The sequence below is a fragment of the Pseudomonas sp. 1121_17 genome, assembly GCF_052850745.1.
Window position 1 is genome coordinate 85,590 of the sequence record NZ_VXCX01000004.1, and the last position, 20,536, is coordinate 106,125.

General features: G+C 60.1%; 19 protein-coding genes. 1 reads left to right on the forward strand and 18 read right to left on the reverse strand.

Annotated elements, in window-relative coordinates; translation table 11 throughout:
* Positions 1-102 precede the first annotated feature (102 nt).
* From sucD to sdhC, 9 genes are all read right to left on the reverse strand, one after another.
* A complete protein-coding gene (sucD, locus tag FW789_RS10590; RefSeq protein WP_101318141.1) occupies positions 103-987 on the reverse strand; it encodes a succinate--CoA ligase subunit alpha in 885 nt (294 codons plus the stop codon).
* Entirely contained in the window at positions 987-2,153 is a 1,167-nt protein-coding gene (gene sucC, locus FW789_RS10595) for an ADP-forming succinate--CoA ligase subunit beta (RefSeq protein WP_008091914.1), read from the reverse strand. Before sucC ends, sucD begins: the two co-directional genes overlap by 1 nt.
* A 173-nt stretch (positions 2,154-2,326) precedes the next feature.
* Positions 2,327-3,763 carry a dihydrolipoyl dehydrogenase gene (lpdA, locus tag FW789_RS10600; protein ID WP_101318139.1) on the reverse strand — a complete coding sequence of 479 codons (1,437 nt, stop codon included), beginning with the start codon at positions 3,761-3,763 and terminating at the stop codon, positions 2,327-2,329.
* Positions 3,764-3,855: 92 nt separating this feature from the next.
* Positions 3,856-5,085, reverse strand: a complete 1,230-nt coding sequence (gene odhB, locus FW789_RS10605) for a 2-oxoglutarate dehydrogenase complex dihydrolipoyllysine-residue succinyltransferase (RefSeq protein WP_103436750.1) — start codon at positions 5,083-5,085, stop codon at positions 3,856-3,858.
* 42 nt (positions 5,086-5,127) lie between these two features.
* Positions 5,128-7,959 carry a 2-oxoglutarate dehydrogenase E1 component gene (locus FW789_RS10610; RefSeq protein ID WP_101318135.1) on the reverse strand — a complete coding sequence of 944 codons (2,832 nt, stop codon included), beginning with the start codon at positions 7,957-7,959 and terminating at the stop codon, positions 5,128-5,130.
* A 244-nt stretch (positions 7,960-8,203) separates the two neighbouring features.
* Positions 8,204-8,908 (reverse strand): succinate dehydrogenase iron-sulfur subunit, encoded by a 705-nt coding sequence (locus FW789_RS10615; RefSeq protein WP_103436749.1) that lies wholly within the window; start codon positions 8,906-8,908, stop codon positions 8,204-8,206.
* Positions 8,909-8,920: 12 nt separating this feature from the next.
* A complete protein-coding gene (gene sdhA, locus FW789_RS10620; protein ID WP_103436748.1) occupies positions 8,921-10,693 on the reverse strand; it encodes a succinate dehydrogenase flavoprotein subunit in 1,773 nt (590 codons plus the stop codon).
* Positions 10,694-10,696: 3 nt separating this feature from the next.
* On the reverse strand, positions 10,697-11,065 hold the full coding sequence (sdhD, locus tag FW789_RS10625; protein ID WP_446431429.1) for a succinate dehydrogenase, hydrophobic membrane anchor protein: 369 nt from the start codon (positions 11,063-11,065) through the stop codon (positions 10,697-10,699).
* Positions 11,059-11,445 carry a succinate dehydrogenase, cytochrome b556 subunit gene (sdhC, locus tag FW789_RS10630; RefSeq protein ID WP_178080755.1) on the reverse strand — a complete coding sequence of 129 codons (387 nt, stop codon included), beginning with the start codon at positions 11,443-11,445 and terminating at the stop codon, positions 11,059-11,061. The genes sdhD and sdhC overlap by 7 nt, the downstream gene beginning before the upstream one ends.
* Positions 11,446-11,795: 350 nt before the next feature.
* Here sdhC and gltA point away from each other — a divergent pair, with 350 nt between their 5' ends.
* A complete protein-coding gene (gene gltA, locus FW789_RS10635; RefSeq protein ID WP_101318124.1) occupies positions 11,796-13,085 on the forward strand; it encodes a citrate synthase in 1,290 nt (429 codons plus the stop codon).
* A 67-nt stretch (positions 13,086-13,152) separates the two neighbouring features.
* On the opposite strand, the gene FW789_RS10640 is transcribed toward gltA, so the two are convergent.
* The 9 genes from FW789_RS10640 to FW789_RS10680 all read right to left on the reverse strand — a co-directional run bounded on the left by FW789_RS10640 (position 13,153) and on the right by FW789_RS10680 (position 20,090).
* Positions 13,153-13,758 carry an START domain-containing protein gene (locus tag FW789_RS10640; protein WP_446431486.1) on the reverse strand — a complete coding sequence of 202 codons (606 nt, stop codon included), beginning with the start codon at positions 13,756-13,758 and terminating at the stop codon, positions 13,153-13,155.
* Between the two features lie 31 nt (positions 13,759-13,789).
* Entirely contained in the window at positions 13,790-14,044 is a 255-nt protein-coding gene (locus tag FW789_RS10645) for a YkgJ family cysteine cluster protein (protein ID WP_101318120.1), read from the reverse strand.
* Between the two features lie 115 nt (positions 14,045-14,159).
* Complete coding sequence (locus tag FW789_RS10650; protein WP_446431430.1) at positions 14,160-14,648, reverse strand: hypothetical protein; 489 nt, start codon at positions 14,646-14,648, stop codon at positions 14,160-14,162.
* Between the two features lie 63 nt (positions 14,649-14,711).
* The gene (locus FW789_RS10655; protein ID WP_103436747.1) at positions 14,712-16,154 is read right to left on the reverse strand and encodes an aminotransferase-like domain-containing protein; all 1,443 of its coding nucleotides are present in this window, start codon (positions 16,152-16,154) and stop codon (positions 14,712-14,714) included.
* A 192-nt stretch (positions 16,155-16,346) separates the two neighbouring features.
* Complete coding sequence (locus FW789_RS10660; protein ID WP_101318115.1) at positions 16,347-17,156, reverse strand: OmpA family protein; 810 nt, start codon at positions 17,154-17,156, stop codon at positions 16,347-16,349.
* Entirely contained in the window at positions 17,153-17,506 is a 354-nt protein-coding gene (locus FW789_RS10665) for a DUF4398 domain-containing protein (protein ID WP_101318113.1), read from the reverse strand. Before FW789_RS10665 ends, FW789_RS10660 begins: the two co-directional genes overlap by 4 nt.
* 10 nt (positions 17,507-17,516) lie before the next feature.
* The gene (locus FW789_RS10670; protein ID WP_101318110.1) at positions 17,517-18,338 is read right to left on the reverse strand and encodes a substrate-binding periplasmic protein; all 822 of its coding nucleotides are present in this window, start codon (positions 18,336-18,338) and stop codon (positions 17,517-17,519) included.
* Between the two features lie 72 nt (positions 18,339-18,410).
* Positions 18,411-19,340: an electron transfer flavoprotein subunit alpha/FixB family protein gene (locus FW789_RS10675; protein WP_103436745.1), complete on the reverse strand. Its 930-nt coding sequence runs from the start codon at positions 19,338-19,340 to the stop codon at positions 18,411-18,413.
* Positions 19,341-20,090, reverse strand: a complete 750-nt coding sequence (locus tag FW789_RS10680; protein ID WP_103436744.1) for an electron transfer flavoprotein subunit beta/FixA family protein — start codon at positions 20,088-20,090, stop codon at positions 19,341-19,343.
* Between the last annotated feature and the right edge of the window lie 446 nt (positions 20,091-20,536).

Here is a 20,536-nt window from a genome sequence, read left to right on the forward strand (position 1 = left end):
TCGCGGTTATGAACGACAGCCCCGGTGGGCTGACTTGCAGTGCTGCTGAAACGACAAAGGCCACCCGAAGGTGGCCTCTGTGCGCGTGGGGGGTCTAGCGTATTACTTCTTGGCTTCCCAGCCAGTCAGCTCGGCCAGGGCCTTGCCGATGTCGGCCAGCGAACGCACGGTTTTAACACCTGCGTCCTGCAGCGCTGCAAACTTCTCGTCAGCAGTGCCTTTGCCGCCAGAGATGATTGCACCAGCGTGACCCATACGCTTGCCCGCAGGAGCGGTAACACCAGCGATGTAGGAAACGACCGGCTTGGTCACGTTGGCTTTGATATAGGCAGCGGCTTCTTCTTCAGCCGAACCGCCGATCTCGCCGATCATGACGATCGCTTCGGTCTGCGGGTCTTCCTGGAACAGCTTCAGGATGTCGATGAAGTTCGAGCCTGGGATCGGGTCACCGCCGATGCCGACGCAGGTCGACTGGCCGAAGCCGGCGTCGGTGGTCTGCTTGACAGCTTCGTAGGTCAGGGTGCCGGAACGCGACACGATACCGACCTTGCCTGGCAAGTGAATGTGACCTGGCATGATGCCGATCTTGCACTCGCCCGGAGTGATCACGCCTGGGCAGTTAGGGCCGATCAGGGTAACACCCAGTTCGTCGCACTTGACCTTGGCATCCAGCATGTCCAGGGTAGGAATGCCTTCGGTGATGCAGACGATCAGCTTGATGCCGCCCAGGGCTGCTTCAAGGATCGAGTCCTTGCAGAAAGGAGCTGGAACGTAGATGACCGAAGCGTCAGCGCCGGTAGCTTCTACAGCTTCTTTCACAGTGTTGAACACTGGCAGGCCCAGGTGAGTGGTGCCGCCCTTGCCCGGGGTCACGCCGCCAACCATCTTGGTGCCGTAGGCGATGGCTTGTTCGGAGTGGAAAGTACCCTGCGAGCCGGTGAAGCCCTGGCAGATAACTTTGGTGTCTTTATTGATCAGGACGCTCATTACTTGCCCTCCGCAGCTTTGACAACTTGTTGAGCAGCGTCGGTCAGGCTGGTTGCAGCAATGATGTTCAAACCGCTTTCTGCCAGTACTTTAGCGCCGAGCTCGGCATTGTTGCCTTCCAGACGGACGACAACCGGTACCTTGACGCCGACTTCTTTCACAGCGCCGATGATGCCTTCGGCAATCATGTCGCAGCGAACGATGCCGCCGAAGATGTTGACCAGTACGGCCGCGACATTGCTGTCGGACAGAATGATCTTGAAAGCTTCGGTCACGCGCTCTTTGGTAGCACCACCACCTACGTCGAGGAAGTTGGCTGGCTTGCCGCCGTGCAGGTTGACGATGTCCATGGTACCCATGGCCAGGCCAGCACCGTTGACCATGCAACCGATGTTGCCTTCCAGCGCTACGTAGTTCAGCTCGAAGCTGGCAGCGTGGGCTTCACGAGGATCGTCCTGGGACGGGTCGTGGAAGGTCTTCAGCTTAGGCTGACGGTACATTGCGTTGGCATCGATGTTGATTTTGGCATCGAGGCAATGCAGGTCGCCGTCGGCCTTGATGACCAGCGGGTTGACTTCCAGCAGGGCCAGGTCGTGTTCTTTGAACAGCTTGGCCAGGCCTACGAAAATCTTGGCGAACTGTGCAACTTGCTTGCCTTCCAGACCCAGCTGGAACGCCAGTTCACGACCCTGGAATGGCTGAGCGCCAACCAGTGGATCGATAGTAGCCTTGATGATCTTCTCAGGAGTTTCGTGAGCGACTTTCTCGATGTCCACGCCACCTTCGGTGGAAGCCATGAACACGATACGACGGCTCGAACGATCGACTACAGCGCCCAGATACAGCTCTTTGGCGATGTCAGTGCAGGACTCGACCAGGATCTTGGTCACTGGCTGACCGTTGGCGTCAGTCTGGTAAGTCACCAGACGCTTGCCCAACCACTGTGCAGCGAACGCCTTGGCGTCTTCTTTGCTGCGAACCAGCTTGACGCCGCCCGCTTTACCGCGACCACCTGCGTGAACCTGGGCTTTTACAACCCACTCGGAACCGCCGATCTTGTCGCAGGCTTCTGCTGCTGCTTCAGGGGTGTCGACTGCGAAACCCTTGGAAACTGGCAGGCCGTATTCAGCGAACAGCTGCTTACCCTGATACTCGTGAAGATTCATGCTTTATACCGTCTTCGTTAGGTACTGCGCTTCGGCGCTGCGCCAACAATGGCGCCGCACCACCTGTGACCGTTAAACCTTCGGGTGGTCCCGAAGGTCCGGTCCGGCGGACGTTCCGCGGTGAGTCATGCACGCAGGACTCACGACGGGCGACCCGCCGTGGTTTCTTATAATTAACGCTTCTTGCGGTTGGCGACGTGAATGGCACCGCCATTCACAGCCAGAGCGGCTTCATGCAGCGCTTCGGACAGGGTCGGATGACTGAACACCATCATGCCGATGTCTTCGGCGCTGGTGCCGAATTCCATTGCGATTGCGCCCTGCTGAACCAGTTCGGCAGCCGATGGGCCAATCACGTGTACACCCAGAACGCGGTCGGTCTTGGCATCGGCGATGACCTTGACGAAACCACCGGTGTCGTTGGCAGCCATCGCACGGCCGCTGGCCGCGAACGGGAAGGTGCCCACGTTAACCTCTACGCCTTCAGCCTTCAAGGCTTGTTCGGTCTTGCCGACCCAAGCGATTTCCGGATGGGTGTAGATAACCGATGGGATCAGGTCGTAGTTCATCTGAGCCTTGTGGCCCTTGATGCGCTCGACAACCATGATGCCCTCTTCCGAGGCCTTGTGCGCCAGCATCATGCCACGCACCACGTCACCGATGGCGTACACGCCCGGCACGCTGGTTGCGCAGTAGTCATCGACGAAGATGTAGCCGCGCTCGTCGATGTCGACGCCGCTGTCAGCAGACAGCAGTTCGGTGGTCACTGGGCGACGGCCGACCGCAACGATCAGTTTGTCGAAGGTGATCTTCTGCTCGCCGTTGGCATCGGTGTAAGTCACTTCGACTTCGTTGCCGTTGACTTGCGAGCCGGTCACGCGAGCGCCCAGCTTGATGTCCAGGCCTTGCTTGGTCAGGGTCTTCTGGGCTTCCTTGGCAACTGCAGTATCGGCAGCCATGAGGAAGGTATCCAGAGCTTCCAGGACAGTTACCTGAGCACCCAGACGCGACCATACCGAACCCAGTTCCAGGCCGATCACGCCAGCGCCGATCACGCCCAGACGCTGCGGAACGGTCTGGAATTCCAGGGCACCGGTGGAGTCGACGATGACGTTCTGGTCGACCGGAGCCGGCGGAATGTCGATCGGACGCGAGCCAGAGGCCAGGATCACGTTTTCGGCTTCGATGATTTCGGTAGTGCCGTCAGCCTTGGTGACTTCGACTTTCTTGCCAGCCAGCAGTTTGCCGTGGCCCTGGATCGAAGTAACACCGTTGGCCTTGAACAGGGTGGCAACACCGCTGGTCAGGTTCTTCACGATGCCAGCCTTGCGGCCAACCATGGCAGCAACGTCCATCTTCACTTCGCCAGTGGAGATACCGTGAACGTTGAAGCTCTCTTTGGCTTCCTTGTATTTCCAGGAGCTGTCCAGCAGCGCCTTGGAAGGAATGCAACCGACGTTCAGGCAGGTACCGCCCAAGGCCAGTTTGCCTTCGGCGTCGGTGTACTTCTCGATGCAGGCGGTGCTCAAGCCAAGCTGAGCGGCCTTGATCGCGGCAACATAGCCACCAGGGCCTGCACCAATCACTACCACGTCGAATTTCTGGGTCATAAAAGATTCCTTTTCAGCTACAAGCTGCAAGCCTCAAGCGGCAAGCGACGGGCTCGCACGGGAGCCGGCCGGTTGCCGCTTGCAGCTGCGTGTTAGATGTCCAGCAGCAGACGAGCCGGGTCTTCCAGCAGGTTCTTGATGGTGACCAGGAAGGTTACTGCTTCCTTGCCATCGATCAGACGGTGATCGTAGGACAGCGCCAGGTACATCATCGGGCGAATGGCAACCTGGCCATTGACCGCCATCGGACGCTGGATGATGTTGTGCATGCCCAGAATAGCCGCCTGCGGCGGGTTGACGATCGGGGTCGACATCATCGAGCCGAATGTACCACCGTTGGTGATGGTGAAGGTACCGCCGGTCATGTCTTCGATGCCCAGCTTGCCGTCACGGGCCTTCTTGCCGAAGGTGGCGATGCCGTTCTCGATTTCCGCCAGGCTCATCTGCTCGGCGTTGCGCAGTACTGGAACCACCAGGCCACGGTCGCTGGACACGGCAACGCCGACGTCAGCAAAGCCGTGGTAGACGATGTCGGTGCCGTCGATCGAGGCGTTGACTGCCGGGTAGCGCTTGAGCGCCTCGGTAGCGGCCTTGACGAAGAACGACATGAAGCCCAGACGTACGCCGTTGTGGGACTTCTCGAACAAGTCCTTGTACTTCGAACGCAGGGCCATGACTTCGGTCATGTCGACTTCGTTGAAGGTGGTCAGCATCGCCATGTTCGACTGGGCTTCGACCAGACGCTCGGCGATCTTGGCGCGCAGACGGGTCATCGGCACACGCTTCTCGGTACGGTCGCCAGTGGCGGTCAGTACTGGAGCGGCAGCAGCAGCGGCTGGCTTGGCAGCAGGAGCCGCGGCAGGCGCGGACTTCTTGTTGGCAACGGCAGCAACCACGTCTTCCTTGGTGATACGACCGCCTTTGCCAGTACCGGCAACGGTAGCCAGATCGATACCGCCTTCTTCAGCCAGCTTGCGCGCGGCCGGTGCAGCGATCGGGTCGTCTTCGCCAGCGTCGGCAGCAGCGGCCGGGGCAGCGCCGCCAGCAGCAGGCGCGGCAGCAGCAGGTGCAGCGGCAGCAGCGCCGCCTTCAACGATCGAACCCAGCAGTTCGTCGGAGAGAACGGTGTCGCCCTCGCCCTTGACGATCGGGCCGAGTACGCCGTCGGCAGTGGCGAGCACTTCCAGGACGACTTTGTCGGTTTCGATGTCAACGATCAGCTCGTCACGCTTGACGGCGTCGCCCGGCTGTTTGTGCCAGGTGGCAACGGTGCCGTCGGCAACCGATTCCGGGAAGGTTGGGGCTTTGATCTCGATAGCCATTAGCAGTGTTTCCTTAAATTCGGTTTCAGGTGCGCGAAAGCATTAAACAGTGAAGGCGTCTTGCAGCAGTTTTTCCTGCTGTTCGGCGTGCTTCGATGCGTAACCACAGGCTGGCGCGGCAGAAGCGTCGCGGCCGGCGTATTCCAGGACCAGTGCCTTGTTGTGGCGGCCCAGGATACGGCGCATGTGGTGCTGGCTGCTGTACCAGGCGCCTTGGTTCATTGGCTCTTCCTGGCACCAGACGGCGGCCTTGAGGTTGCTGTACGGCGCCAGGATTTCGACCAGGTCGTCTTCCGGGAACGGATACAGCTGCTCGATACGCACGATGGCGATATCTTCGCGGCCTTCGGCACGGCGTTTTTCCAGCAGGTCGTAGTAGACCTTGCCACTGCACAGGATCAGGCGCTCGACCTTGGCCGGATCGAGGGTATCGATTTCCGGGATCACGGTCTGGAACGAGCCTTCTGCCAGGTCTTCCAAGGTCGACACGGCCAGCTTGTGGCGCAGCAGCGACTTCGGCGTCAGGACCACCAGCGGCTTGCGCAGCGGGCGGATCACCTGGCGACGCAGCAGGTGGTAGATCTGTGCCGGGGTGGTCGGTACGCACACCTGGATGTTGTGCTCGGCGCACAGCTGCAGGTAACGCTCCAGACGAGCCGAGGAGTGCTCAGGACCCTGGCCTTCGTAGCCGTGCGGCAGCAGCATGGTCAGACCGCACAGACGGCCCCACTTGTGCTCGCCACTGGTGATGAACTGGTCAATCACCACTTGCGCACCGTTGGCGAAGTCGCCGAACTGGGCTTCCCAGATCACCAGCGCGTTTGGCTGAGTGGTCGAGTAACCGTATTCGAACGCCAGAACTGCTTCCTCGGACAGGAACGAATCGTACAGGTCGAAACGTGGCTGGCCCGGGTACAGGTTCTGCAGCGGGATATAGGTGCTGGCGTCCTTCTGGTTGTGCAACACCGCGTGGCGGTGCGAGAAGGTGCCGCGGCCGATATCCTGACCGGTCATGCGGATCGGGTGACCTTCGAAGGCCAACGTGGCGTACGCCATGGTTTCGGCATAGCCCCAGTTGATCGGCAAGCCACCGGCCTGCATCTTCTGGCGATCTTCGTAGATCTTCGACACCTGACGCTGCACGACGAAGCCTTCCGGCATCTCCAGCAGTTTGGCCGACAGGTCCTGCAAGGTCTTGAGGTCGAAACGGGTGTCGTGACGCGCGGTCCAGGCATGGCCCAGGTATGGACGCCAATCAACGAATAGCTCGCGGTTCGGCTCCTTGACCAGGCTCTTGACCACATGCAGACCGTTGTCCAGCGCGTTGCGGTATTCGTCGATCTTGGCCTGAGCACGCTCGGCATCGACACGACCGGCCTGGATCAGCGACTCGGCGTACAGCTCACGGGTGGTGCGCTGTTTGCTGATCTGCTGATACATCAGTGGCTGGGTGCCGTTAGGCTCGTCCGCTTCGTTGTGGCCGCGGCGACGGTAGCAGACCAGGTCAACCACCACGTCACGCTTGAACTGCATGCGGTAATCGATGGCCAGCTGGGTCACGAACAGCACAGCTTCCGGGTCATCACCGTTGACGTGCAGGATCGGCGCCTGAATCATCTTGGCGACGTCGGTGCAGTACTCGGTGGAACGCGAGTCGAGCGGGTTGCTGATGGTGAAACCAACCTGGTTGTTGATCACGATGTGCACGGTACCGCCGGTCTTGAAACCGCGGGTCTGCGACATCTGGAAGGTTTCCAGTACGACACCCTGGCCAGCGAACGCAGCATCACCGTGAATCGAGATCGGCAGTACCTTGTCGCCAACGCTGTCGTTGCGACGGTCCTGACGGGCGCGCACCGAACCCTCCACCACTGGCGAGACGATTTCCAGGTGGGACGGGTTGAACGCCATGGCCAGGTGAACTTCACCACCCGGGGTCATCACGTTCGACGAGAAGCCCTGGTGATATTTAACATCACCCGAGCCCAGCTCGTTCATCTTCTTGCCTTCGAACTCGTCGAACAGCTCGCGCGGGTTCTTGCCGAAGGTATTGACCAGCACGTTCAGACGGCCACGGTGGGCCATGCCGATCACGACTTCCTTGGTGCCGTAGGAGCCCGAGCGCTGGATCATTTCGTCCAGCATCGGGATCAGGCTCTCGCCGCCTTCCAGACCGAAGCGCTTGGTACCTGGGTACTTGGTGCCCAGATACTTCTCGAGGCCTTCACCTGCGGTGACACGCTCAAGCAGATGCGCCTGCACATCAGCGGAAAACTCCGGACGCCCACGCACGCTTTCGAGACGCTGCTGGAACCAGCTACGCTGCTCGGAATCGACGATATGGGTGAACTCGGCGCCGATGGTGCGACAATATGTCTTCTCCAGCGCATCGTGAATTTCGCGTAGGCTCGCTTCCTCTTTGCCGATGAACAGGTCGCCGGCACGGAAGGTCGTATCAAGATCGGCATTGGTCAAGCCGTAGTGATTGATCGACAGGTCTACAGGCGCAGGGCGCTGCCACAACCCCAACGGGTCGAGCTTGGCAGCCTGATGGCCGCGCATACGATAGGCCTGGATCAGTCGCAGAACTTCAACCTGCTTCTTCTCGTGTTCACTGCTCACGCTTCCGGCGGAAACCGGTTGAGCGCGGCGCTGGTTCTTTGCCAGCAGTACGAAATGGTCGCGGATTGTCGAGTGCGATACATCGGTAGCGGTGCTGCCGTCGGCGGGCAACTTCTGGAAGTAGGTGCGCCACTCTTCTGGCACAGCGTTAGGGTCGTGCAGGTAGAGCTCGTAGAGCTCTTCCACATATGCAGCGTTACCACCTGAAAGGTGGGCGCTTTCCCACATGCGCTGCATCACGCTTTCTTGCATGCTTGGTCACCCTCGTTCGGGGACGAATCGGCAAGTACCTCAATACGCATGAGAAAGCCCGAGAACAGCGACCAATCACGCCACCGAGGATCCTGCAGATTTTCCGGTACCAGCCCGGAAGCCCCTGCTGGTCTCAAATCTTCATAGGTAATGGGCGTGGGCCTTATCGACCCCTGCCCGGGTTTCACCTCCGCGCGGGCTCACCACCCGCGCTTCAGTGTCTTGCACTTGCAACAGCCGTGTATCAGGTGCCGCTTTGCAGCAGCATGTTACGTACGTGACCGATTGCCTTGGTCGGATTCAGACCTTTAGGGCAAACGTTTACGCAGTTCATGATCCCGCGGCAGCGGAATACGCTGAACGGGTCATCCAGGGACGCCAGGCGCTCCTGAGTTTTCGTGTCGCGGCTATCGGCCAGGAAGCGATAGGCCTGCAGCAGTGCAGCTGGACCGAGGAACTTGTCCGGGTTCCACCAGAACGACGGGCAGGAAGTCGAGCAGCAAGCGCACAGGATGCACTCGTACAGACCGTCCAGCTTCGCACGCTCTTCTGGCGATTGCAGGCGTTCGATAGCCGGAGCTGGCGAATCGTTCTGCAGGAATGGCTTCACCTTCTCATACTGCTTGTAGAAGATGCTCATATCGACGACCAGGTCACGGATAACTGGCAGGCCCGGCAGCGGACGCACGACCAACTTGTTACCTTTTACTACGGCAGACAGCGGCGTGATGCACGCCAGACCGTTCTTGCCGTTGATGTTCATGCCGTCGGAACCACAGACGCCTTCACGGCAGGAGCGACGATAGGAGAAACCTTCGTCCTGCTCCTTGATCAGTGCCAGCACGTCCAGCACCATCAGGTCCTTGCCACCAGTGTCGACTTCGAAAATCTGAGTTTTCGGCGCCGAGTCGGTGTCCGGGTTATAGCGATATACTTCGACTTTCAACATAGCGGCCACCCCTTAGTAAGTCCGGATTTTTGGCTCAAACGCCGGTACGGTCTTCGGTGCGAAGTTGACTGCGCGCTTGGCAACCCGCTTCTCACCTGGGAAGAACAGGGTGTGGCACAGCCAGTTTTCGTCGTCACGATCTTCGAAGTCTTCACGGGCGTGAGCGCCGCGCGACTCTTTACGCACTTCTGCGGCGATCGCAGTAGCTTCGGCAACTTCCAGCAGGTTCTGCAGCTCCAGCGCTTCGATCCGCGCGGTGTTGAAGGCCTGGGACTTGTCGTTGATCTTGACGTTGGCAATACGCTCGCGCAGCTGAGCCAGCTGCTCGATGCCCTTCTGCATGTATTCGCCGGTGCGGAACACGCCGAAGTAGTTCTGCATGCAGCTTTGCAGCTCGCGACGCAGGGTAGCCACGTCTTCGCCATCGGTGCGCTGATTGAGCTTGTTCAAGCGGCTCAGGGCGACTTCGATGTCGGTGTCGCTGGCGTCGGTGTAGGTGATGCCGTCGGACAGTGCTTTTTCCAGGTGCAGACCAGCAGCACGGCCGAACACCACCAGGTCGAGCAGCGAGTTGCCGCCCAGGCGGTTGGCGCCGTGAACCGATACGCAAGCCACTTCACCCACGGCGAACAAGCCTGGGATGATCTGGTCGACGCCGTCGGCGTCCTGGGTCATGGCCTGACCATGAATGTTGGTGGCAACGCCGCCCATCATGTAGTGGCAGGTTGGTACGACCGGCACCGGCGCGACCACCGGGTCGACGTGGGCGAAGGTCTTGGACAGCTCGCAGATACCTGGCAGACGGCTGTGCAACACTTCTTCGCCGAGGTGGTCGAGCTTGAGCATCACGTGGTCGCCATTCGGACCACAGCCGTTTCCGGCGATGATTTCCTTGACCATCGAGCGGGCCACAACGTCACGACCGGCAAGGTCCTTGGCGTTAGGCGCATAGCGCTCCATGAAACGCTCGCCGTGCTTGTTGATCAGGTAACCGCCTTCACCGCGGCAACCTTCGGTGACCAGCACACCAGCGCCGGCGATGCCGGTCGGGTGGAACTGCCACATTTCGATGTCTTGTACCGGAACGCCTGCACGCAGGGCCATGCCGATACCGTCACCGGTGTTGATCAGGGCGTTGGTGGTCGATGCGTAGATACGGCCCGCACCGCCAGTCGCCAGTACAGTGGCCTTGGCCTTGATGTACAGGGTTTCGCCGGTTTCGATGCAGATCGCGATCACACCAACGAATGCGCCGTCCTGGTTTTTCACCAGATCGACTGCGTAGTACTCGTTGAGGAAGGTGGTGCCGGCTTTCAGGTTGCCCTGGTACAGAGTGTGCAGCAGCGCGTGACCGGTACGGTCGGAAGCTGCGCAGGTGCGCGCCGCCTGACCGCCCTTGCCGAAGTCCTTGGACTGGCCACCGAACGGACGCTGGTAGATACGGCCAGTTTCGGTACGCGAGAACGGCAGACCCATGTGGTCCAGCTCGAACACCGCAGCCGGGCCTTCCTGACACATGTATTCGATAGCGTCCTGGTCACCAATGTAGTCCGACCCCTTGACGGTGTCGTACATGTGCCAGCGCCAATCATCGTTCGGGTCAGCCGAGGCGATTGCGCAGGTGATGCCGCCCTGGGCGGATACAGTGTGCGAACGGGTCGGGAAGACCTTGGTGATTACGGCAGTCTTGTGACCGCCCTGGGCCAGCTGCAGCGCAGCGCGCATGCCGGCACCACCACCACCAACAATGATGGCGTCGAATGAAATCGTTGGAATCATAGCCATGAATCAGATACCCCAGAGAATCTGCACACCCCAGACGAAGTAAGCGAACATCGCAACGCCGCATACCGCCTGGAACAGGAAACGAATCGCAGTCGCCGACTTGCCCAGCGCCATTGGCGTCAGGTAGTCAGTGGCGATGGTCCACATGCCGACCCAGGCGTGAGCGCCAAGGGCCACCAGGGCCAACAGACTGAAAATTCGCATCGCATTGTTGGAGAACAGAGCGTGCCACTGGGCAAACTCGATGCCCGGGTGGACGACGAGGTAGCCGATCAGGAAGATGAAGTAAGCCGCGAGAACGACCGCAGATACGCGCTGCGCCATCCAGTCATAGAGGCCCGAACGCGAGAGGTTCGTGACGTTAGTTACCATATCCAAACTCCTGCCAGCACGATCACCACTACGGAAACAGCGATGATGATTTTCGAGCCCAGTCTTCCGCCTTCCAGTGTCTCACCGACGCCCATGTCCATGATCAAATGGCGCACACCGGCAACCAGGTGATACAGCAAGGCAGAGAGGAGACCCCACGCCACGAACTTGGCCAGCGGACTGGTCAAGCACGCCTTCACCTCGCCGAAACCTTCCTCCGAACCCAGGGATTTGCTCAATGCGTAAAGCATGATCGCCAAGCCCAGGAAGAGAATGATGCCGGAGACACGGTGCAGGAATGACGTAATACCGGTAATGGGGAGTTTGATGGTCCTTAGGTCTAGGTTTACAGGTCGTTGGCTTTTCACGGCTTTTTTCACACTGAAGAGCCCCAAGCTAACAGGGCAAAGTTGTTGGTAAGTGTACTGGTCAGGTACCCACCACCCAGGGAACGGCGACCCCCAGCAATCGGGCTTGCAAGCCCTTGGCGGTCGGCTGCCGAGTATAGACAGTTAGGCTGCTTATGACAACGTGATGGGCTAGCCCAAATAGCGCATTGCCTTTAACGTACAAAAGGCGTAAACGGGCGCCAATTTCTTGAAAAATCAGGCCTTAGGGGGTGATTCAACCCACCTTTAGGCAAATTGACATCTGAATTTATCCCTCTATAGTGGTGCGGGCCCTGCGTGGGGGGTCTGTCTGATGATTTCAAGCATTAATAGGAGGCCACATGGCTGACAAAAAAGCGCAGTTGGTCATCGAGGGCGCAGCCCCCGTCGAGCTGCCCATTTTAACCGGCACCGTTGGTCCCGATGTAATCGACGTCCGCGGGTTGGGGGCTTCTGGTCACTTCACCTTCGACCCAGGTTTCATGGCGACTGCCTCGTGCGAGTCGAAGATCACCTACATTGACGGCGACAAGGGTATCCTGCTGCACCGCGGCTACCCAATCGAGCAGCTCGCCGAGCAATCGGACTACCTCGAAACCTGCTACCTGCTGCTCAACGGCGAACTGCCGAATGCCGAGCAGAAGGCGCAGTTCGTCAGCACCGTCAAGAACCACACCATGGTTCACGAGCAGCTGAAGTCGTTCTTCAACGGTTTCCGCCGCGACGCTCACCCAATGGCGGTGATGTGCGGTGTGGTCGGCGCCCTCTCGGCGTTCTACCACGACTCCCTGGATATCAATAACCCGCAACACCGCGAAATTTCCGCGGTGCGCCTGGTCGCGAAAATGCCGACCCTGGCAGCGATGGTTTACAAGTACTCCATGGGCCAGCCGATGATGTACCCGCGCAACGACCTGTCGTACGCGGAAAACTTCCTGCACATGATGTTCAACACCCCGTGCGAGATCAAACCGATCAGCCCGGTGCTGGCCAAGGCGATGGACCGGATCTTCATCCTCCATGCCGACCACGAGCAGAACGCTTCGACCTCCACCGTACGTCTGGCCGGCTCGTCGGGTGCCAACCCGTTCGCCTGTATCGCAGCCGGCATCGCCGCACTGTGGGGCCCGGCACACGGCGGCGCCAACGAAGCCGTACTGACCATGCTCGATGAAATCGGCGATGTTTCCAACATCGACACTTTCATCGCCAAGGCCAAGGACAAGAACGATCCGTTCAAGTTGATGGGCTTCGGTCACCGCGTCTACAAGAACCGTGACCCGCGCGCCACCGTGATGAAGCAGACCTGCGACGAAGTCCTGCGCGAGCTGGGCATCAAGGACGACCCGCAACTGCAACTGGCCATGCGCCTTGAAGAGATCGCTCTGACCGATCCGTACTTCATCGAGCGCTCGCTGTATCCGAACGTCGACTTCTACTCGGGGATCATCCTCAAGGCGATCGGCATTCCGACCAGCATGTTCACCGTGATCTTTGCCCTGGCACGTACTGTCGGCTGGATCTCGCACTGGAAAGAAATGCTCTCCAGCCCGTACAAGATTGGCCGCCCACGCCAGCTGTACACCGGTGAGCCGCAGCGCGATATCGTCAACCTGACGGATCGCAAGTAAGCATCGCTGGTTAAATGCTGAATGCGTAAAAAAGGCTGCCCTCGGGCAGCCTTTTTGCATTTGCCGATCAGGGCTTCTCGGCCCGCTCGCGCAGCGCCTGCAGGGTATTGAATGGTGCATCCACGACGAATTTGTTGGCGAGCCAGGACGGCACGCTGCCACCTGGCTCGGTGTGCACCTGATAGGTCACTTCAGTGCTGTCACCCTTGGGCACCAGCTTCCAGAAGCCTTCGACCTTGGCCACCCGCACAAAACCCTTTTCTGCCGGCAGATAATCGGCCTTTTCTTCAAGCGTGCGCAGCAGGCTGCCGTCCGCTTGCTGAGTGGTGGTAACCAGCATCACCGAGTCACGCGGGGTTACCAGCGGCGGCGTATTGAAGCGGCTGTAGGTCCAGGTTTGATCACCCTCATGCTTGAGCAGCTTCTGCGACTCGCACTCATGGATCCAGGCACAGGCCCCGGCGACGTCTTCCTGCAGCGCCTTGACCTTGGCCAGCGGTGCCTTGATCACCGTCACGCCGCGGTAGGCCTTGTACTGCGACCCTGCCACCTCGCTGAGCGACACGGTGATGCCGTCCTTGTCCTTGGCCACCTGCCAGTTTTCTGCCCAGGCGGCCGGAGCCAGCAACACACCCATGCCGCACAGCAGTGCAATACGCTTGAACGATCTCATCATGCTTATCCTTGTTGTCGAAGATACCGTGTCACGCCGCCGTCATCTGCTCCAGCCAGCCAAGAAGCCTGATTGCCTCGTCACTGTCACTGCCACACACCTCGACATCGGCCTTGAAGCCACCACACACTGCGGGGCGCTCCGGCCTGCCGAAAAGCTCACAGAGATTGCTCGGCGTCAGGTGCAGACAGCGCTCACCGGCCGGCTTGCCATGTGGCATGCGCGGCATGGGCGAGCTGATCGAAGGGGCGATGCAGCACGCACCGCAACCCTCTCGGCATTTCATCAATTCTAGACTCCTGGAACAAAACGGGACGAACGTCCCTGATAGTAACGACTCAAACATTCGTTTGAAATTGCTGGCAAGATGAAATCTGCCGTGACCCGGCAGTCAGTTGCAGTTACTGGCGGAATTGAAAATCGATGGCAGCGCCTTCGACTTCACGCCGGCTGTCATTGCGTAACTGCAGCTGCATCTCGTTGTTGATCAAGCGCCCGTTGAGCTGAAATGGGCTGTCATCCGCCGGCGGGTTCTCCGGGAACATCGACGGCAGCAGAGGCTTGCGCCGTTGCGACGACAAGGTATTCACCTCCGGCTCAAGCTTGTCGACCAGGTGCGTAGGCAAGCTGAGGTCGAGCTTGGCCTTGGGTACCGGTTTGGCCACAGCCTTGCTGACTGCCTTGCGTTTGCTTCTCGCCACAGGCTTGGCCTTGGCCTTCTTGCGCACCGCAGCCTTTGCCGGGGGCGTGCTCGCCTTGCCAGTGGTGGCCTTGCTGGCCGCCTTGGCCGGGGCAGCGACGGGCGCTGTGGACGCAGCCTGCAGTGCACCGCTGGAGAAACACAGCGGAGCCAGGCAGAACAACAGGGCAAAACAGCGAAGCGCTTTCATGAACTCCATAAACACCGCTGAATGACAGGACTATGCTGGCGGTTCCGCCTGAGTCTGGCAAGACTAGAACATTGAACTGGCCGAGTCTTTGCACAATTGATGGGCCAGCAGGCCAAGGGTGATCACGGCGCGCTCGGCTTCCTTGTTCCAGGGGATACCGCAGTTGAGCCGAATACAGTGGTTGAACTGCTCGGTATTACTGAAGATCAATCCTGGCGCGATACTGATGCCCTGCTCCAGCGCGCGCACATGCAGATCCTGGGTGTTGACCCGCCCAGGCAGACTCACCCAAAGGATGAAACCGCCGGTTGGCCGGGTCATTTGCGTGCCCTCAGGGAAGTGCTGCTGCACCGCTAACTGATACGCACTGAGGTTCTTGCGGTATTCCTGGCGGATAAAGCGCAGGTGGCGGTCATAGCCGCCGTTTTCCAGGTACGCCGACACCGCCATCTGAGTCACACTGCAAGCCGAGTGCGTGGTGAAGGTCTGCAAGCGCTGGATCTCGGCCTGATAACGGCCGGCAATCATCCAGCCCACCCGTACGCCGGGAGATAAGGTCTTGGAAAAGCTCGAACAGTAGATCACCCGATCCAGCCGGTCGTAGGCCTTGAGTGCCTTGGTGCGGCCCTGTTCGAACATCAGCTCGCCGTAGATATCATCCTCGACGATCTGGATGTCAAAGTCCGATGCCAGCCGCAGCAGCTGCTTCTGGCGCTCTTCCGGGATGGTGCCGCCAAGCGGGTTGCTCAATCGCGCAGTCAGTACCAGCGCCTTGATCGACCACTGATTGGCCGCCAGCTGCAATGCCTCAAGGCTGATGCCGTTGGCTGGGTCGCTGGGAATCTCGATGACTTTCAGCCCAAGCAGATCAGCCAGTTGCAGCAGGCCGTAATAGGTCGGCGACTCGGCTGCGATCAGGTCCCCCGGCCGGGTCAGCACGCGCAGCGACATCTGCAGCGCATCGACACAGCCATGGGTCACGATGATCTCACGCGGGTCGACCAACACACCGGCATCGCGCATGCGAATGGCTATCTGTCGACGCAGTGGCTCGAAGCCCGGGCTGAACATGTAACTGAACGCGCGCGGGCTATGAAAACGGGTGACCTTGGCCAATTGCTGGTGTAGCGCTCGTACCGGCAGATAGTCGACATGTGGCACGGCAGCGCCGAACGGGAACACGCCATCCCGACGCGCCTCGGTCAGTACCTGCTGGATGATGGTCGCGCGGGTAACCAGGCCAGGCCGCTCGACGCGGGCGATGTCTGGCGTCTGCGCAGTCAGCGCTGGCGTCTGGTGCACATAGTAACCGGACTGCGGCCGTGCGCGGATCAGCCCCTGGTCTTCCAGGTTGGCATAGGCCTGAAGCACGGTTGCGTGGCTGACATTGAGCTGCGCGCTCATCTTGCGCACCGACGGTACTCGCTCACCGGGCTGGTAGACACCGCGACGGATGTCCTCAGCCAGTTGCTGGGCGATGCGCTGGTACAGCAGCAGGTTGGTCATGACGGATTCTCGAAGCGCGGACGGGTCGTTGTTTTTATGCGACTCACTGACAGGCAGAATACCGGAACAGTTACAAAGTGTACGGGGACAGATTGCAGAATAGTCGACATTACAGTTACGTGACCAGCACCCTTTCAGGGTTTATCCACGCCAGCTCACGGGGCCATGCAAAGGCCCCGCGAGCAGCGCCCGTCAGCGTGGCGCGGCGAGTTTGCCCTTGTCGTCCGAGAAGACGATCTCGACTCGGCGGTTCTGCGCCCTGCCCCGCTCCGAAGCATTGACGTCGATCGGGTACTGGTCGCCGTAACCCTCGACCTGAATACGCTTCTCGTCGATACCCAGATCGACCAGCATATCGGCCACGGCCTGTGCACGATCACGCGACAGTTTGAGGTTGTCTTCCGGCGTACCAGTACTGTCGGTGTAACCCTCGATGCGGATCACACGGCGCGGATTGAGCTGGAGAAACTGCACCAGCTTGAGCACGGTGCGACTTGCCGAATTCTTCAGATCAGCCCGACCGGTGTCGAACAGCACATCGCCAAGGGTCATCACCAGGCCGCGCTCGCTCTGCTCGGAGGCCAGCGCGCTGATCTGCGCTTCGACCCACTTGCCTTGCTGCTGCACACTGGCCAGCTTGGCCTCACGTAGCGCCAACTGCAGGCGCTGACGCTCCAGATCAAGCTTGGCGATGCGCTCCTGATTCAACGACAGCTTGGCGTGCTCGGCAGCGATCTCGCTGTAGCGCTGGCTCAGATAAGCGTAGTGGCGCACATCGGCACCGGTGCCGATGTAGCTGGACAAGCGCTCGGCCTTGGCCAGCGACTCGCCGGCGCGGATCACGTCGCGTGGCGCACTGCGCAGCACGTTGGAGTCATCCTTGACCTTCTGGAACGCCGCGCTGGCGTCTTCCAGGGCCGACTCGCTGCGCTGGCTGGCACAGCCCTGCAGACCGACCAGCGCCAGCAATGCCAGCGCCGCGATTGGCGTAGTGCGATTCATGGCTGCGCCTCCAATTGCTTGCGCAAGCGCTTGACGCGCGATTGCAGCACGGTCAACTGCTCTTCGCTCTTGAGCGTCAATACCTGTGCCTCGGCAAGGCGCGCATCCAGTTCGGCCTGCTCGGCGCGCATGCGTGCGTCGCGATTGTCCTGGCTGAGCAGATTGGCTTTCGCGCGAGTGAGTTTTTCGTCTGCCAGCTTCAGCGCTTCGACCTGATCGGTGGCACCGACGGCCTTGGCCTGCTCCAGCGCCTGCTCGGACAGCCGCAGTTGTTCAGTGGGCGCCGGATCATTGGCACAGCCAGCCAGGCTGGTGATGGCCAGGGCCAGCATCAAGGGTTGGATTCTCAACACGGTCTTCCTACTGTTTGGGGGCATCCTGGGGCACCAACATCTGCGCCTTCCAGCGTTCGACGTTACGTTGCAGCACCGTTTCGGATGCACCGGAGATCGGCAATTCTGTCAGTTTTTTTGCCAGTTGTCCGCGCAACCAGGCGTCATTGCAGGCCGAGTTGTGCGACACCGCCAGGTACAGCCCGGGGCGGTCCACCGGCAGGCCACGGGCGATCAGGTCATTGGCCATGCCCAGGCCTTGGACCATGGCCATGCCCGAGTAGCGCCCGGCCAGCACATAATCAACCTGACCGAGCACCAGCTTCTGGAACGCCTGCGTCAGGTTCTGCGCCGGCACCAGCTTTAGCTGCGCCTTGGCAAAGGCCTCGAAGGCCGGGGTCAGCCGCGCCCGCTCGGACAAAGTGCCCTGGTAGCGAGCCAGGTCAGCCGGCCCGTCGAACACCACGGCGCCGTCATGCCGGGTCCAGACCAGGTATTCATTAAGCTGCAGCGCAGGGTGGATGTAATCCAGGGCATCCAGTTGGGTTACCTGCATGGGCGTATCGAGCAACAGGTCCATACGCCCGCTGCGCACCTCTTCCAGCGCTTGATCGCGGCGGCCGGCGTGCAGCACTTCAAGCTTCAGGCCAAGCTCGGTCGCCACCTGGCGCAGCAGGTCTACGTTGGCCCCGATCAGGTGCCGCGGGTCTTGCGGGTCCTGCCATGAATAAGGCGGCGCATCCGGGCTGCCGGTGGCGACCAGGCGCTCGCACTTGCCGGCCGCCATGACCGCAGGCGACATCAGCGCGGCAAGGCAGACCAGCGCCCTGCCCGTTCTGCGAAAATTCATCCACCACTCCTTATGAAAAAAGCCCGGCCCTCATGTCGAGGGCCGGGCTTCTTTATAAGTGAAGCAGGCGGATCAGACCAGCTTTTCCAGCTCCGGAACTGCTTCGAACAGGTCCGCGACCAGGCCGTAATCAGCTACCTGGAAGATCGGCGCTTCTTCATCCTTGTTGATCGCAACGATCACTTTGGAGTCTTTCATACCGGCCAGGTGCTGGATCGCGCCGGAAATACCGACGGCGATGTACAACTGCGGCGCGACGATCTTGCCGGTCTGACCGACCTGCATATCGTTCGGCACAAAGCCTGCGTCGACCGCAGCGCGGGAAGCACCAACGGCGGCGCCGAGCTTGTCGGCCAGGGTGTACAGGTGCTTGAAGTTGTCACCGTTACCCATGCCGCGGCCGCCGGAAACGACGATCTTGGCAGCAGTCAGCTCGGGACGGTCCGACTTGGCCAGCTCTTCGCCAACGAACGCCGACTTGCCGGCATCGTGGGCAGCGCTGACGGCTTCGACAGTGGCCGAACCACCTTCGGCAGCAACCGGATCAAAGCCGGTGGTACGCACGGTGATGACCTTGACTGCCGCGCTCGATTGCACGGTGGCAATGGCGTTACCGGCATAGATCGGGCGTTTGAAGGTGTCGGCAGACTCGACCGCGATGATCTCGGAGATTTGGTCGACGTCCAGCAGTGCAGCAACCCGCGGCAGGATGTTCTTGCCATTGGTGGTGGCCGGAGCCAGCACGTGGCTGTAACCCTTGCCCAGCTCGGCCAGCAACGGCGCGACGTTTTCCGGCAGCAGGTGGGCATAGGCGGCGTTGTCGGCTACCAGCACCTTGGCCACGCCAGCGATCTTGGCAGCGGCTTCGGCGACAGCACCAACGTTGGCGCCGGCGACCAGTACGTGGATTTCACCACCAATCTTGGCGGCAGCAGCAACGGTATTGAGGGTGGCCGGGGCAACAGCACCGTTCTCGTGTTCAGCGATAACCAGGATAGTCATTTAGATTACCTTCGCCTCGTTCTTCAATTTCTCGACCAGTTCAGCCACCGACTTGACCTTGATACCCGCGCTGCGTGCAGCCGGCGCTTCGACTTTTACGGTCTTCACAGTGGAGGCGGTAGAAACGCCCAGCGCGTCAGGAGTAACAGTCTCCAGCGGCTTCTTCTTGGCCTTCATGATGTTCGGCAGCGACGCATAGCGCGGCTCGTTCAGGCGCAGGTCGGTAGTGACGATCGCCGGCAGGTTCAGCGATACAGTCTGCAGGCCGCCATCGATTTCACGGGTGACGTTGAGCTTGTCACCGGCCACCTCGACCTTGGAGGCGAAGGTGCCCTGGGCGTAGCCAGTCAGCGCCGCGAGCATCTGCCCGGTCTGATTGTTGTCGCTGTCGATCGCCTGTTTGCCGAGGATCACCAGTTGCGGCTGCTCCTTGTCGACCAGCGCCTTGAGCGCCTTGGCCACGGCCAGCGAGTTCAGTTCATCACTGGTCTCGACCAGGATGGCACGGTCAGCGCCGAGGGCCAGCGCGGTGCGCAGTTGCTCCTGGGCAGCGGTCGGGCCGACTGCAACGGCGATGATCTCGGTCGCAATGCCCTTTTCTTTCAGGCGTACGGCTTCTTCCACCGCGATTTCGCAGAAGGGGTTCATGGACATCTTGACGTTTGCAAGGTCGACGCCGGAGTTGTCCGCTTTGACGCGAACCTTGACGTTGTAGTCGACCACTCGTTTGACAGCTACAAGAACCTTCATGGATTCCTCGTTACTCTCCGGTGAAAAGAAACTCGCCTGGGGGCAAAGGCCCGGCGATTGCGCGTGGGTACAAGGGCACCTCTAAAAACGTATCGGCCAGAGGATTATTCACTGTGACTGATAAGTCCTGTAGCGACTGCCGAGGCAGAACCTGCGGGTCATTTTCTGTGGTGGCGTGTAAACTCCACTACATGACGGCTTTCAGCCCGAAAACCCTGCTCTACACCTGGTCTTTAGGGGTGCTCCTGCGCCCATCGATCAGCCTACGGCGAGCGTAAAACCGCTCGTATCTTGACCGTAACACCCAGTCTGGTCAATACGGCAAATCGGCCAGCCTCCAGCCGCCTCCCTGTGATTTTACTGGCCTGCGGCAAATTCAAACAAACGTTTGTATTGGACCGTTGGAGTGGTGTAGATATAATGCGCGGCATGACCCAGCGGTGTAG